Below are 13,770 nucleotides of genomic sequence, written 5' to 3' on the forward strand. Positions count from 1 at the left end.
AGCATCCGCCGTGGTCGAAGGGGGTGAAAAAGCGTGCGTCTGCTCGCCGCTCAGGGCAGTACTTTTTTGAACGGCTTGACCGTGACGCGGGCGTAAACGCCGGCGATCACGTAGGGGTCGGCATCGGCCCAGGCCCGGGCGGCGTCGAGGCTTTCGAACTCGGCGACGACCAGGCTGCCGCTGAAGCCGGCTTCGCCCGGGTTGTCGGTATCAACGGCCGGATGAGGGCCTGCCAGCACCAGCCGGCCTGCGTCGCGCAGCGCCTCAAGCCGTGCCAGATGATCCGGCCGGGCGGTCAGGCGGCGCTCCAGGCTGTGTTCGACGTCGTCGCTGATAATGGCGTAAAGCATAGGGGGACTCCTTGAAGACAGGGGCGGGCGAGGTGTCATTGACCGTTGTGGCCGTGGCCCGCACTATAAAGGCATGGCGCAGCGCGGCACGCGCCGCCAGGGCGGGGCTGCTGACAAGCGGTCTGCCGCGCTCAATTCTGACAAACTTCCTACCCGGCGTCATGCCTATGCCTATCGTAACTTCTACCACGGCTGCCGCAGTTTCTGCCACGGTCGCCGACCCGCTGCCCGACAGCCTCGACGCCGATCGCCGCTATCCGCTGGATTTTCACATGCACTCCACCGCCTCTGACGGGGCGCTGTCGCCTACCCAGCTGGTGGCGCTGTGCGCTGAACGCGGCCTTCGCCACATAGCGCTCACCGACCACGACACCATGGACGGCGTGGCCGAGGCGCAGGCGGCGGCGCGCCGGGCGGGCATTGGCCTGCTGCCGGGCTGCGAGCTTTCCACTCGCTGGCAGGGCATCGGCATTCACCTGGTTGCCCTGATGCCCGACGGCGCCCGGGGAGCGCTTGCCGAGGGGCTTGTGCATCAGCGCCGGGCGCGCATTGAACGCGCCGGCGTTATTGCACAGCGGCTGGAAAAAGCCGGCTTGACCGATGCCCTGGCCAAGGCGCGCGCCCAGGCGGGCAGCGAGCGCCCGCTGGGGCGGCCGGATTTTGCCCGAGCGCTGGTGGCAGACGGTCTGGTGAAGGATTTTCCCGAGGCGTTCAAGCGCTACCTGGGCAGCGGCAAGAAAGGCGACGTCAAGGCCCAGTGGCCGGAGCTCGGCGAGGCCGTGGGCTGGGTGGTGGCAGACGGCGGCGTGGCGGTGCTGGCACACCCGCTGCGCTACGGGTTGACCCGGCGCAAGCGCGGCCAGCTGATCGACCGCTTTGTCGAGGCCGGCGGCCAGGCGGTGGAGCTGGTCAGCGGCCAGCAAAACCCGGACACCACCCGAGATCTGGCCGGCCAGCTGGCAACGCTTGGGCTTTATGCTTCCATGGGCAGCGACTTTCACTTTCCCGGCGGCCACGCCGCGCCGGGCAGCATGAGCGCTGTGCCGCGCACGGCGGCACCGCCGATATGGCAGCATCCGCGCCTGCGTCTGGTTTAGCATGGCGGTGCAAAGCGCTTGTTTTTGCCCCAGATTTTCAGCACGAGTTCTCAGCACAAGTTTTTAGCACAGCAAGGAGAGACGACGATGACGCAGTTTTTCCAGATCCATCCGGAAACCCCTCAGAAACGTTTGATAGATCAGGCCGTGGAGATTGTCCGCCAGGGCGGGGTGATCGCCTATCCCACCGATTCGGGCTATGCCCTGGGCTGCCAGATGGGCGAAAAGAAAGCCATTGAAAAAATCAAGTGGCTACGCTCGCTGGATCAAAAGCACAACTTTACCCTGGTATGCTCGGATCTTTCCGAGATCGGCACCTACGCCAAGCTGGACAACGCCGAGTTTCGCCTGCTCAAGGCGCACACGCCGGGGCCCTATACCTACATCCTGACGGCAACCAACGAAGTGCCGCGCCTTTTGCTTCATCCCAAGCGCCGCTCTATCGGCGTGCGCGTCCCCGACCACGACATTACCCATGCGCTGCTTGAGGCACTGGGCCAGCCGCTGATGAGCGTGACGCTGATCCCCGTGGACGACGATCTGCCGATGACCGATGCCGAGGAGATACGTGAACGCTTTGGCGCGCACCTGGATCTGGTCATCGACGGCGGCGCCTGCCATCTGGAACCCACCAGCGTGATTGATCTGCGCGAGCTGCCGCCGATCATCGTGCGGGAAGGGCGCGGCGACGTGACGCCGTTTCGCGAGTACTAAGTGCGCGCGTACTAAGCGCACGCGTACTAAGCGCACACATCGGCGTTTTCGCGCCGCCGGCGCGCCTTGTCAGCCTTTCGGCGACGGCGCGTCGTCCTCGACTTCTTCCGCCTGGCGCGGGTCCTCGCTGTATTCGTCCAGCCAGGTGCCGCACAAAAGGCAGTAATAGGCGCCTTTTTCGTGGCGGTCGTGGCCGCAGCCGGGGCAGGCTTCATCGGAGTAACGGTCGGCGCGGATGGAGCGAATGACCTGGGCGGAAAACACGCCGGTAGGCACGGCGATGATCGAATAGCCCAGCAGCATCAGCAGCACGGTAATGGCCTGGCCCAGGGCGGTGACCGGGACGATATCGCCGTAGCCTACCGTGGTCATGCTGACAATCGCCCAGTAGACCGAACGCGGGATGCTGGAAAAGCCGGCCTCGGCCGGCTCGATGGTATACATCAGCGCGGCAAACAGCGTCACCACCATCAAAATGCTGACAAAAAACAAAAGGATCTGGCGAATGCTGCGGCGTATAGCGTCCATCAGCAGCTGCGCCTCGCCGACAAACTCCATCAGCCGCAGAATGCGGAAAATTCGCAGCACCCGCAGAAGGCGCACAATCACCAGCCCCTGAGAGCCGGGAATTATCAGCACCAGCCATGCAGGTAGAATTGCGACGATATCCACAAGGCCGTAGAAGCTTTTGAGATACAGCGATGGGCGCTCAAGGCAGTAGATGCGCGCGGCCAGCTCCAGCGTGAACACCACCGTCAGCGTCCATTCCACATAGCCAAACAGCGCGGCGAAACGCTGGTGATACGCCGGGACGCTATCCAGCATGATGGCCGCTGTGCCGGCCAGAATAGCGACGATAAGCGCAATGTCGAAGCTTTTCGCGGCAGGCGTGTTGGACTCAAAAATGATGTGGAAAAGGTGCGTGCGCAGCCCTTCTGCGGCGGGTTTCAAGCTCATGGGGCTTTCCTCTAGTGGCCTGGCAGCGTCGCGGCGAACGCACAGCCCACCGTCAACCCGCGCCCGGTTCAGCGCGGTCGGGCCAACAGGCGGCGACGTAAAAAGCTCGGGTCAACGAGAGTCTAGCTAAGCGGCGCGCCCCGGGCGAATCCTCGGGCAAGTATGAGCGCGGCCCGGCCGAACGCCACGTCGGGCTGGCCGTCTTTTCCCAGCCCGTTGCACAGTGTAAGGGCTGGCTGCTGCTGCTGGGGCAGCCGCTCAGAGGCGGCGGCCAGCGCAGCCAGGGCGTGTCGTGCGGCGTTGAGAAAAGTGGTACGGCCGCTGTCGTGCCAGGCGTCCAGGGCCAGCAAGGCACGGTGAAAGTGTTCAGCGGGGGTGTGCGCCTCGGGCAGCGGCCAGCGGGCCTTTCCCAGCGCGTTCCCCCGGGCTGCTTTGCTGCTGTCTGACGGGCGCAGCGCTGCGCTTTCGGCAAGCGTGTCGGCCAGCGCCCAGAGCGCATCCGGGCTGCCCGCCTTGAGCTCCAGCTCCAGCTCGCGGATGGGCGCGCGGCGCTTTCCGGCGATGATGTCGCCGTTGTCCAGCGCCACTTCGATTACGCTGCGGCGGTAACGTATTTCATAGCGCCGGCGAGTAAAGTCGGTGCGCAGCTGCGGGGCAAGGCGTGACAGCGCTGCATCGCCCAGCGCCTGTACCGGGGCCAGCGCGGCCAGCCCGGCCAGGTCCAGCGCGTCGTCGGCGACGCGCCATTCCCACTCGCTGCGGGTGGAAAGCCCGCCGCCGCCGTGGCCGGCGGTTTTCAATGTTTGCAGAATAACGCCGTCCATTCGGCGCAGCCGCAGCGCAATGCGCGCGGCGGCCAGCGTGCCTTCAGGGGTGTCGTAGTAGGTGTTGGCAAGGGTTTGGACGGCCGGTGCGTGTGCGGCCAGCAAAGGATGGCAAGGCAGCGTGTCGGCCGCTTCAGGGGTCAAGGCGAGCTTGAGCTCGATTTCCTGAGGTGCTACGTCGGCAAAAGAAGGGGCGGAATCGGACATGGCACATGCGCTCTCTTTATAAGGCGGTTGGATAGGCGACAATCGGCGGAAAGTTTGACGANACAACAGGCTTGAAAACTTTATGGTTACTTCGAATCCTTTCTCCGCCATGTTTGGCCGTTCGCCATTCCAGCCGCTGCTGGCCCACATCGTCAAGGCGAACGAATGCGCCGACCAGCTGCTGCCGTTTTTTGAGGCCACGCTGGATGGCGACTGGGACAGCGCGGCTCAGCTGCGTGAAAACGTCACCCGCCTGGAGCATGAGGCCGACGAGCTCAAGACCGAACTGCGGCTGAACCTGCCCAACACCATGTTTTTGCCGGTATCGCGCTCGGATCTGCTGGATCTGATCAGCGTTCAGGACAAGATCGCCAACAAGGTGCGCGACATTACCGGGATCATGGTCGGGCGCAAGATGCAGGTGCCCCAGCCGCTGGCCGGCCCCATGCGCGACTATATTCGCACCAGCGTCAAGTGTGTGGTTCAGGCGCGCCAGGCGCTGGAAGAGCTCCAGGAGCTGCTGGATTCAGCCTTTGGCCGCAACGTCGCCGACGTTATGCAAAACATGATCCGCGAGCTTCATGTGCTGGAACACCAGACCGACAGCCAGCAGGTGGCGATCCGCCGTCAGCTGTTCGAGCTGGAAGAACAGCTGCCGCCGGTAGACGTGATCTTTATGTACAAGATCATCGACGGTATCGGCGAGCTTTCTGACCGCGCCGAGCGGGTGGGCAGTCGTCTGCAGGTTCTTACCGCACGCTAAAAGGGGGCAGCATGCAGGTTATTGCTCAGCACGGCGACGTCTTTATTTTGTTGGCCTGTGCGTTCGGCTTTTTTATGGCCTGGGGGGTTGGGGCCAACGATGTGGCCAATGCCATGGGAACCTCAGTGGGTTCCCGGGCGGTCACCATCAAGCAGGCGATTATCATCGCGGTGGTGTTTGAGTTTCTCGGTGCCTGGCTTGCCGGCGGCGAAGTCACCAATACAATCCGTAAAGGCATCATTGACCCTGAACTGTTGCGCGACGACCCGCACCTGCTGGTGTATGGCATGCTCGCCGCGCTGCTGGCGGCGGGGACCTGGCTGCTGCTGGCTTCGCTCAGGGGCTGGCCGGTCTCTACGACACACTCGATTGTCGGCGCCATCGTCGGCTTTGCCGTGGCCGGCCTGGGGGCTTCCACGGTGGACTGGGGCGCTGTCAGCTCGATTGCGGCCAGCTGGGTCGTTTCCCCGATGCTTGCCGGCACCGTCGGATTTGTGCTGTTCAAGTCGGTGCATCTGCTGATTTTTGATGCCCGCGATCCGCTGGCAGCGGCCAAGCGCTACGTGCCGCTTTATATGTTTCTGGTCGGATTCATCATTTCCATGGTGACCATGACCAAAGGGCTCAAGCACGTCGGCCTGGACATCAGCTTTGTGCAAAGCCTGGGGCTTTCGACCGTGGTGGGGGCGGTGATTACCGGCCTTGGCATTGTGCTTGAGCGTCGCGTCAAGTACGTCAACACCCACGAAGATCAGTTTGGCTACGCCAACGTCGAGCGGGTGTTCGGCGTGCTGATGCTGTTTACCGCCTGTGCCATGGCCTTTGCCCACGGCTCCAACGACGTGGCCAACGCTGTAGGTCCGCTGGCCGCGGTCATCAGCGTGGTGCAAAGCGGCGGCGACATCAACGGCGCTGCGCTGGTGCCCTGGTGGGTGCTGGTGCTGGGCGGCGGCGGCATCGTGGTCGGGCTGGTCACCTACGGCCACCGGGTGATTGCCACCGTGGGCACCGGCATCACCGAGCTTACGCCCAGCCGCGGCTTTGCCGCGACCCTGGCGGCCGCTGCCACCGTGGTGCTGGCCTCGGGCACGGGGCTGCCGATCTCGACCACGCAGACGCTGGTCGGCGCGGTGCTCGGGGTAGGGCTTGCCCGCGGAATGACGGCGCTCAACCTGCGGGTGATCGGCACCATTGCCATGTCCTGGCTGATTACGCTGCCTGCCGGTGCCGGCCTGGCGATTTTGTTTTTCTTTATGCTCAAGGGCATGTTCGGCGCGTAATCCGGCGCGGGTATAAGTGTTAGCCAAGCGGCGCCTGCGGGCGCCGCTTGGCCGTTCGCCCCTTGCGTCGGGTTTTCCTGTCTTCTCATTGGGCCTTTGTCTTTTGTATCACCGCCACCGGAGAGTCACCCGTGGATACCCACTTTCCCTTTGTTGACTGGTTTCGTCACGCCTCGCCGTACATCAACGCGCACCGTGGCCGGACCTTTGTTGTCCTGGTGGAAGGGGAGGCTTTGGGCGCGGAACGCGGCGAGCCGCTGATTCAGGATCTGGCGCTTTTGCACACGCTTGGCGTGCGCCTGACGGTGGTATTCGGCGTTCGCCCCCAGGTAGAAGCCGCCCTGGCGGCGGATAATATTGTGCCCGAACGCGCAAACGGCCGCTGGGTTGCCGATGCCGCCGTGATGCGCCGGGTCGAGCAGGTAGCAGCGCAGCAGCGGCTGTGGCTGGAGGCACGGCTGTCGCTGGGGCTGCCCAGCACCCCGCTGCACGGCGTTGAGCTGAGCGTGGTATCGGGCAACCTGGTGACGGCCAAGCCGCTTGGCGTGCGCGAGGGCGTTGACTTTGACCACAGCGGCGAGGTGCGCCGGGTGCGCGCAGCGGCCATAGACGGGCTGCTGGATCACGGCTCGCTGGTGCTGCTGCCGCCGCTGGGCTTTTCCAGCACCGGCGAGGTGTTCGACCTGGACGCCGCCGAGGTGGCCCGCCACGCCGCCGTGGCGCTGGAAGCCGACAAGCTGATTTTGCTGGGCGAATCCGACGGCTTGCGTGACGAGCAGGGCACGCTGCTGCGCCAGCTGCCTCCCCATGACGCCGCGCCGCACCTTGAGCGAGCCGCGCCGGACGGCGAGCTTGCTCGCCATCTGCAGGCGGCCTGCGCGGCCGCTCGGGAGGGCGTGGCGCGCACCCACCTTTTGTCTTGGCGCAATCACGATGCGCTGCTCGGCGAGCTGTTTACCCGCGACGGCGTAGGCACCATGATCACCCGGCAGCGCTATGAGCAGCTGCGCCCGGCCACGCTTGCCGACGTCGCCGGGCTTTTGGAGCTGCTCGAACCGCTGGAGGCGCGCGGGATGCTGGTGGCCCGCTCCCGGGAGCGCCTGGAGCATGAAATCGACGACTATCTGGTCATCGAACGCGACGGCATGGTGATCGGCTGCGGGGCGCTGCAGCTGTTTGACAGGACCGAAGTGGCCGAGATTGCCTGCGTAGCGGTGCACCGTGACTACCGCGGCGGCGCCCGGGGCGAACGGCTGGTTGAGGCGCTGGAGCAGCGTGCGCGAACGCGCGGCGTCGGTGCGCTTTTTGTGCTCACCACGCACACCGTTCACTGGTTTGCCGAGCGCGGCTTTTGCCCGGCCAGTCTTGACGAACTGCCGCCGCTCAAGCGCGATGCCTATAACCATGCGCGGCGCTCAAAGGTGCTGTTCAAGGTGCTGGACTAGCCGCGGCGATGCCGGCAAGGCCGCGGCCTGGCTTTATTGTTTATAGCGCCTTTTGACCTCGACGCTCAGCGAGCCCTCGCTTAGCCGAAGCGTCAGCCGCTGGCCCGGCGTGGTATCTGCCGCGCGGCGAATGATCTGGCGCCGGGCATCTCGGGGAAGGGCGTAGCCGCGCTCCAGCACCGCCAGCGGGCTGACGGCGTTGAGCTCGCGGGCAGCGCCGCTGAGGCGCGCTTGGTGGGTTTGCCACTGCTGGCGCATGGCGCGCCGGAGCCGGGCGTTCAGCGTATCCAGCTGCCGGCGGTGGTGGCTGAGCCTTTCGCGTGGGTGGCGCAGCCGGGCGCGCAGGGCGTCCAGCCGCTGGCTGTCGCGTTCCAGCCGCGCCGTGATCGCCTGGCCGAGCCGGCGCTGCCAAGCGGCGATGTCCGCCTTCAGCGCGGCGCGCTCGGGCACCAGCTGCTCGGCGCCGGCCGAGGGCGTGGGCGCTCGGCAGTCGGCGGCGAAGTCGGCAAGGGTGGTATCCGCCTCGTGGCCCACGGCAGACATCACCGGCAGCCGCGAGTGATGGATGGCCCGGGCCAGATGTTCGCTGTTAAACGCCCAGAGATCTTCCAGGCTGCCGCCGCCCCGGGTGAGCAGCACGGCGTCGCGCTGTGCGTCCAGGCGCGTCTGGCGGTTCAGCAGCGCCAGCGCGGCGATCATCGCCGGTGCGGCTTTGTCGCCCTGCACCGGCACGGCAACAACCGTCACCTCCACCAGCGGCCAGCGTTTTTCCAGTACCGCCAGCACGTCGTGCACCGCCGCCCCGGTGGCCGACGTTATGACCAGCAGCCGTCGGGGCGGATGGGGCAGCGCCCGCGCGTTGGCGAACACGCCCTCGGCGTCGAGCGCTTTTTTCTGCCGCTCGAAGGTCGCCAGCAGCTCGCCGACCCCGGCGGCCTGCACCGCTTCCACGATCAGCTGGTAGTCGCCCCGGGGCTCAAACAGCGATACCCGGGCGCGCACCTTGACCTGCTGGCCGTCTTTGAGCGGTGCTGCCACAAAGCGTGCCCGGGCACGAAACAGCGCGCAGCGCACCTGGGCGCTGTCATCCTTGAGGGTGAAATAACGGTGCCCGGAGGCCGGGCTTGTAACGTTGGAAAGCTCGCCTTCAACCCAGACTTCGCCCAGGTCGCGCTCCAGCGAGCGGCGCGCCTGCTGGTTGAGCTGGCAAACGGAAAGCGGCGTGGAACGGTTGGGCGGCATGGGTTCCTGAGGGCGGCTGCGCCGGCGGTTCGGTGCGTAAAAGTTGCCTGTCCGGTCAGGAAAAATCCCGCAGGATCAAGGCCCTAGCGCCAGGCCTCAGCGTCGGGCGAAGGCCGGCTGGGCGAGGCGGATAGTGCGGATTGACATTGCTGAAAAGCCGGACAGAGCGCTACAATACGCGATTATCTTTTCATGCCCCATCTTCCCTCTCAACCTGGGTGTTGCCGCTATGCTACGTATGGCCCAAGAAGCGCTGACGTTTGACGACGTTCTCCTTGTTCCCGGTTTCTCCGACGTGTTGCCCAACGACGTCAGCCTCAGGACCCGCCTGACCCGCGATCTCGCCCTTAATATCCCGCTGGTATCAGCGGCGATGGACACCGTCACCGAAGGACGGCTGGCGATCGCCATGGCCCAGGAAGGCGGCATCGGCATCATTCACAAGAACATGACCGTGGCCCAGCAGGCGGCGGAAGTGCGCAAGGTCAAAAAGCACGAAAGCGTCATCGTCAACGATCCGGTAACGGTCAACCCCAAGGCCAAGCAGGCCGAGCTGCTGGCCATGGCCCGGGAAAACGGCTTTTCCGGCTTTCCGGTCATCGAGGGTGAAACGCTGGTGGGGCTGGTGACCGAGCGCGACATGCGTTTTCAGCCCAACCACGGCGACAGCGTGGCCGACATCATGACCCCGCGCGAGCGGCTGGTCACCGTGCCTGAAGGCACCACCCTTGACGTGATCAAGGCCAAGATGCAGGAGCACCGCGTTGAGAAAATGCTGGTGGTCGACGCCGATTTTCGCCTGCGCGGGCTGGTAACGTTTCAGGACATCGAAAAGGCCCGCACCTATCCCAGAGCCGCCAAGGATAGCGACGGCCGCCTGCTGGCCGGCGCCGCTGTGGGCACCGGCCCGGAAACGCCGGACCGCATCGCCGCGCTGGCCGAGGCCGGTGTGGATGCGATTATCGTGGATACGGCCCACGGCCACTCCCGGGGCGTGATCGAGCGGGTGCGCTGGGTCAAGCAGACCTTTCCGCAGATTCAGGTGATCGGCGGCAACATCGCCACCGGTGATGCCGCCCGGGCGCTGGCCGACGCCGGCGCCGACGGCGTCAAAGTGGGCATCGGCCCCGGCTCTATCTGCACCACCCGGGTAGTCGCCGGCGTGGGCGTGCCGCAGATTACCGCGGTCTCCAACGTCGCCGCCGCCCTTGAGCCCTACGATATTCCGCTGATCGCCGACGGCGGCGTGCGCTTCTCCGGGGATCTCGCCAAGGCCGTGGCCGCCGGTGCCAGCACGGTGATGGTCGGCGGGCTTTTGGCCGGCACCGAAGAAGCGCCCGGCGAAGTCGAGCTCTACCAGGGCCGTACCTACAAGGCGTACCGCGGCATGGGCTCCATGGGGGCGATGGCCCAGAACCAGGGCAGCGCCGACCGCTACTTCCAGGACCCGGCCGCCAGCGCCGAAAAGCTCGTGCCCGAAGGCATTGAAGGCCGCGTGCCGTATAAAGGCATGATGGGGGCGATCGTCCACCAGATGATGGGCGGGCTGCGTGCCTCCATGGGCTACACCGGCTGTCGCGATATTCAGCAAATGCGCACTCAGCCGGAGTTTGTCAAGATTACCGGCGCCGGCTTCAACGAGTCCCACGTCCACGACGTGCAGATCACCAAGGAAGCCCCCAACTACCGCGCCGGCTAGTACGGCAAGCGCGTTCTACGGCGGCGGGGCAATCCCGCCGTTTGCTTTTCAAGAGACTTCGCGATGACTGATATCCACGCCCATAAAATCCTGATTCTTGATTTCGGCTCCCAGTATACCCAGCTGATCGCACGGCGCGTGCGCGAGCTGGGCGTCTACTCGGAAGTGCGCGCTTTTGACATGAGCGAAGAAGAAATCCGTGCCTACAACCCCAACGGCATCATTCTTGCCGGCGGGCCGGAATCCGTGGCCGAGCTGGGCTCGCCCCGGGCGCCGGAGTGCGTCTTTACGCTGGGGCTGCCGGTATTCGGCATCTGCTACGGCATGCAGACCATGGCCGAGCAGCTGGGCGGCAAGGTGGAAGGCGCCAACAAGCGCGAGTTCGGCTTTGCCGAGGTGGGCATTGACGCTGAAACGGCGCTGTTTGCAGACATCGCCGACCGGCTCGATACCGACTCCGGCAAGCGCACCCTGGAAGTGTGGATGAGCCACGGCGACAAGGTGGCCGAAGTGCCGCCGGGCTTTACCGTGACCGCATCCACGCCAAGCTGCCCCGTTGCCGCCATGAGCCGGGAAGACAAGCAGTTTTTTGGCGTGCAGTTCCACCCCGAAGTGACCCACACGCTGCAGGGCCAGCGGATTCTCGAACACTTTGTGGTCGGCATTTGCCGGGCAGAAACCAACTGGACACCGGCGCAGATCATTGAAGATCAGGTCAGCCGTGTCCGTGAGCAGGTGGGCGACCGCCACGTGCTGCTGGGCCTTTCCGGCGGCGTGGATTCCTCCGTGGTCGCGGCGTTGCTGCACCGCGCCATCGGCGATCAGCTCACCTGTGTATTCGTCGACAACGGCCTTTTGCGCAAAAACGAAGGCGAGCAGGTGATGGAAACCTTCGCCAGCCACATGGGCGTCAACGTGATTCGGGTAGACGCCGAGCAGCGCTTTCTTGACAAGCTGGCCGGCCAGGCGGATCCGGAAATCAAGCGCAAGCGTATCGGCAACACCTTTATCGAAGTGTTTGACGAAGAGGCCGCCAAAATTGACGGCGTGGACTTTCTCGCCCAGGGCACCATCTACCCGGACGTGATCGAATCCGCCGCCGCCAAGACCGGCAAGGCCCACGTCATCAAGTCCCACCACAACGTTGGCGGGCTGCCCGACACCATGAAGCTCAAGCTGGTCGAGCCCCTGCGCGAGCTGTTCAAGGACGAAGTGCGCCGGCTCGGCGTTGAGCTCGGCCTGCCGGCGGACATGGTCTACCGCCACCCCTTCCCGGGGCCGGGCCTGGGCGTGCGCATTCTTGGCGAAGTGAAAAAGGAATACGCCGATATCCTGCGCGAAGCGGACGCCATCTTCATCGAAGAGCTGCGCCGTTCCGGCTGGTACGACAAAACCAGCCAGGCCTTTGCCGTCTTTCTGCCGGTGAAGTCCGTGGGCGTGGTCGGCGACGGCCGCCGCTACGAGTGGGTCATCGCCCTGCGCGCGGTGGAAACCGTCGACTTCATGACCGCCCGCTGGGCGCACCTGCCCTACGAGCTTTTGGAAACCGTATCCAACCGCATTATCAACGAGATGGAAGGCGTCTCCCGCGTCACCTATGACGTCTCCTCCAAGCCCCCCGCGACCATTGAGTGGGAGTAAGCGCTTGCTGCGCTGAAAGCCGCTTGAAGTCAGTCAGCAAAACCCGCCGCAAGGCGGGTTTTTTATGGGAGAAGCCGCGGCTTTTGGTTAAGGTGGCAAGCCGTTCGCCGGGGCAGTATGCCGCCACGCTCATGCGCTTGCCGGCCGTGCTGAACCGCCTTTTATTCATGTTGGGAATACTAAAATTTCTAATTAGCCTGCTTGGTAATAAAGCGGTTGTATTATACTGTGTCGCCCGCATCTAGCCCTTGATTCGCTTACCCACGGTGGTTGATATGCATTGGATATGGAAAAAATACGCCGATACCTCGCTGATCGCGCGGGTCACGATTGCGCTGGTGGCCGGCGTGGCCGTTGGCCTGCTGGGCAGCCAGGAAACGGTCGGCTGGCTGGCGCCGCTGGGGGATCTGCTGCTGCGGCTTTTGACTTTCCTGATCGTGCCTATCGTGCTGTTTACCCTGATGGTGGGCGTGAACCAGTCGCGTGAAGGCAGCGTCGGCCGGGTGGGGCGCAAGGTGTTCGTTTACTACCTGGCAAGCACGGCGTTTGCGATCGTGGTCGGGCTTTTCGTGGCTTCGCTGTTCAGCCCCGGCAGCGGCATGACGCTTGACGACAGTGCGAGCTTTTCGGTGCCGGAAAATCCGGGGCTGATCGACGTGCTGCTGGGGATCGTGCCCGGCAATATTCTTGAGGCCTTCACCGAGCTCAACATGCTGGGCATCATTTTTACCGCGCTGGTGTTCGGCATCGCGCTGCTTAAGCTGCGCGAGTCCGGCAGCGAGCGGCAGTCCGGCGTCGGCGAGCGGCTTTTCGAGGTGCTTGAAGCGCTCAATGAAATGACGCTGAAGGTGATGGCGGGGGTGCTGCACTATGTGCCCATCGGCGTTTTTGCCATTGTTGCCGATACCGTGAGCCGCCAGGGAATGGGTACGCTTTTGTCGCTGGGCGATATGGTGCTGGTGCTGTATCTGGCGCTGGCGATTCAGCTGGCGCTGTACTGCGGCGCCATGCGCCTGTTCGGCGTGCGTATCGGCGCGTTTTTTCGCGAGGCGCGCACGCCCATGGCCACGGCCTTTGCCACCCAGAGCAGCTCCGGGACGCTGCCGCTGACGGTCAACGCGGCCAGCCGGCTGGGCATTCCCAAGCCCATTTACGGCTTCAGCCTGCCGCTGGGGGCGACGCTGAACATGGACGGCGCGGCGATTCGCATTGCCATCTCGGCGGTGTTTGCCGCCAACGTTATCGGTGCGCCGCTGGATTTCATGAGCATGGTGCAGATCGTGCTGATCGGTACGCTGGTCTCGGTGGGCACTGCCGGGGTGCCCGGCGCAGGGATTATCATGATCGCCACGGTGTTTGCTCAGGTGGGGCTGCCCATCGAGACGGTGGCACTGCTCACCGCCATTGATGCGCTGGTGGGCATGGGCTGCACCGCGCTCAACGTCACCGGAGATTTGGTGGGCACCTCGATTATTAGCCGCAGCGAAGGCGGCAGGCTCAGCGAGCAGTCGGTCGGGGCTGCCTGCGGGGCAAAAAGCTGATAGCGTCGGC

General features: G+C 64.6%; 12 protein-coding genes. 8 read left to right on the top strand and 4 right to left on the bottom strand.

What is annotated here, in order from left to right:
• Positions 1-50: 50 nt before the first annotated feature.
• Positions 51-350, bottom strand: coding sequence for a YciI family protein (locus tag ABD654_RS04340; protein WP_344702613.1), 300 nt, complete (start codon positions 348-350; stop codon positions 51-53).
• Positions 351-517: 167 nt separating this feature from the next.
• On the opposite strand from ABD654_RS04340, the gene ABD654_RS04345 reads away from it, so the two are divergent.
• Positions 518-1,447, top strand: a complete 930-nt coding sequence (locus ABD654_RS04345; RefSeq protein ID WP_344702615.1) for a PHP domain-containing protein — start codon at positions 518-520, stop codon at positions 1,445-1,447.
• An 87-nt stretch (positions 1,448-1,534) separates the two neighbouring features.
• On the top strand, positions 1,535-2,161 hold the full coding sequence (locus ABD654_RS04350) for an L-threonylcarbamoyladenylate synthase (protein WP_344702617.1): 627 nt from the start codon (positions 1,535-1,537) through the stop codon (positions 2,159-2,161).
• 69 nt (positions 2,162-2,230) lie between these two features.
• Here ABD654_RS04350 and ABD654_RS04355 read toward each other — a convergent pair whose 3' ends face one another.
• Together ABD654_RS04355 and ABD654_RS04360 are read right to left on the bottom strand one after the other, a co-directional pair.
• Positions 2,231-3,118: an ion transporter gene (locus ABD654_RS04355; RefSeq protein WP_344702620.1), complete on the bottom strand. Its 888-nt coding sequence runs from the start codon at positions 3,116-3,118 to the stop codon at positions 2,231-2,233.
• A 122-nt stretch (positions 3,119-3,240) separates the two neighbouring features.
• Positions 3,241-4,149 carry a CYTH domain-containing protein gene (locus ABD654_RS04360; protein ID WP_344702622.1) on the bottom strand — a complete coding sequence of 303 codons (909 nt, stop codon included), beginning with the start codon at positions 4,147-4,149 and terminating at the stop codon, positions 3,241-3,243.
• A gap of 82 nt (positions 4,150-4,231) precedes the next feature.
• Between ABD654_RS04360 and ABD654_RS04365 the strand changes: the two genes are divergently transcribed.
• The 3 genes from ABD654_RS04365 (at position 4,232) to argA (ending at position 7,637) form a co-directional block, all read left to right on the top strand.
• The gene (locus tag ABD654_RS04365; RefSeq protein WP_344702624.1) at positions 4,232-4,912 is read left to right on the top strand and encodes a TIGR00153 family protein; all 681 of its coding nucleotides are present in this window, start codon (positions 4,232-4,234) and stop codon (positions 4,910-4,912) included.
• Between the two features lie 11 nt (positions 4,913-4,923).
• The gene (locus tag ABD654_RS04370; protein ID WP_344702626.1) at positions 4,924-6,192 is read left to right on the top strand and encodes an inorganic phosphate transporter; all 1,269 of its coding nucleotides are present in this window, start codon (positions 4,924-4,926) and stop codon (positions 6,190-6,192) included.
• Positions 6,193-6,323: 131 nt separating this feature from the next.
• Positions 6,324-7,637, top strand: coding sequence for an amino-acid N-acetyltransferase (gene argA / locus ABD654_RS04375; protein ID WP_344702628.1), 1,314 nt, complete (start codon positions 6,324-6,326; stop codon positions 7,635-7,637).
• 33 nt (positions 7,638-7,670) lie between these two features.
• Here the strand turns inward: argA and xseA are convergent, their stop codons facing one another.
• Positions 7,671-8,879, bottom strand: a complete 1,209-nt coding sequence (xseA, locus tag ABD654_RS04380; RefSeq protein ID WP_344702630.1) for an exodeoxyribonuclease VII large subunit — start codon at positions 8,877-8,879, stop codon at positions 7,671-7,673.
• 229 nt (positions 8,880-9,108) lie between these two features.
• On the opposite strand from xseA, the gene guaB reads away from it, so the two are divergent.
• The 3 genes from guaB to ABD654_RS04395 all read left to right on the top strand — a co-directional run bounded on the left by guaB (position 9,109) and on the right by ABD654_RS04395 (position 13,760).
• Positions 9,109-10,578, top strand: coding sequence for an IMP dehydrogenase (guaB, locus tag ABD654_RS04385; RefSeq protein ID WP_344702632.1), 1,470 nt, complete (start codon positions 9,109-9,111; stop codon positions 10,576-10,578).
• A gap of 63 nt (positions 10,579-10,641) precedes the next feature.
• Positions 10,642-12,219 carry a glutamine-hydrolyzing GMP synthase gene (gene guaA / locus ABD654_RS04390; protein WP_344702634.1) on the top strand — a complete coding sequence of 526 codons (1,578 nt, stop codon included), beginning with the start codon at positions 10,642-10,644 and terminating at the stop codon, positions 12,217-12,219.
• A gap of 275 nt (positions 12,220-12,494) precedes the next feature.
• Entirely contained in the window at positions 12,495-13,760 is a 1,266-nt protein-coding gene (locus ABD654_RS04395; RefSeq protein WP_344702636.1) for a dicarboxylate/amino acid:cation symporter, read from the top strand.
• Positions 13,761-13,770: the final 10 nt, after the last annotated feature.

It is taken from the genome of Halomonas cibimaris (assembly GCF_039537045.1).
Lineage (GTDB): Bacteria > Pseudomonadota > Gammaproteobacteria > Pseudomonadales > Halomonadaceae > Vreelandella > Vreelandella cibimaris.

Bases quoted from the DNA above. Each gene is read 5' to 3' on its own strand.
- guaB (WP_344702632.1), top strand. From the start codon at position 9,109: ATGCTACGTATGGCCCAAGAAGCGCTGACGTTTGACGACGTTCTCCTT.
- ABD654_RS04345 (WP_344702615.1), top strand. From the start codon at position 518: ATGCCTATCGTAACTTCTACCACGGCTGCCGCAGTTTCTGCCACGGTC.
- ABD654_RS04370 (WP_344702626.1), top strand. From the start codon at position 4,924: ATGCAGGTTATTGCTCAGCACGGCGACGTCTTTATTTTGTTGGCCTGT.
- ABD654_RS04350 (WP_344702617.1), top strand. From the start codon at position 1,535: ATGACGCAGTTTTTCCAGATCCATCCGGAAACCCCTCAGAAACGTTTG.
- ABD654_RS04340 (WP_344702613.1), bottom strand. From the start codon at position 350: ATGCTTTACGCCATTATCAGCGACGACGTCGAACACAGCCTGGAGCGC.
- ABD654_RS04355 (WP_344702620.1), bottom strand. From the start codon at position 3,118: ATGAGCTTGAAACCCGCCGCAGAAGGGCTGCGCACGCACCTTTTCCAC.
- guaA (WP_344702634.1), top strand. From the start codon at position 10,642: ATGACTGATATCCACGCCCATAAAATCCTGATTCTTGATTTCGGCTCC.
- ABD654_RS04365 (WP_344702624.1), top strand. From the start codon at position 4,232: ATGGTTACTTCGAATCCTTTCTCCGCCATGTTTGGCCGTTCGCCATTC.
- ABD654_RS04395 (WP_344702636.1), top strand. From the start codon at position 12,495: ATGCATTGGATATGGAAAAAATACGCCGATACCTCGCTGATCGCGCGG.
- xseA (WP_344702630.1), bottom strand. From the start codon at position 8,879: ATGCCGCCCAACCGTTCCACGCCGCTTTCCGTTTGCCAGCTCAACCAG.
- ABD654_RS04360 (WP_344702622.1), bottom strand. From the start codon at position 4,149: ATGTCCGATTCCGCCCCTTCTTTTGCCGACGTAGCACCTCAGGAAATC.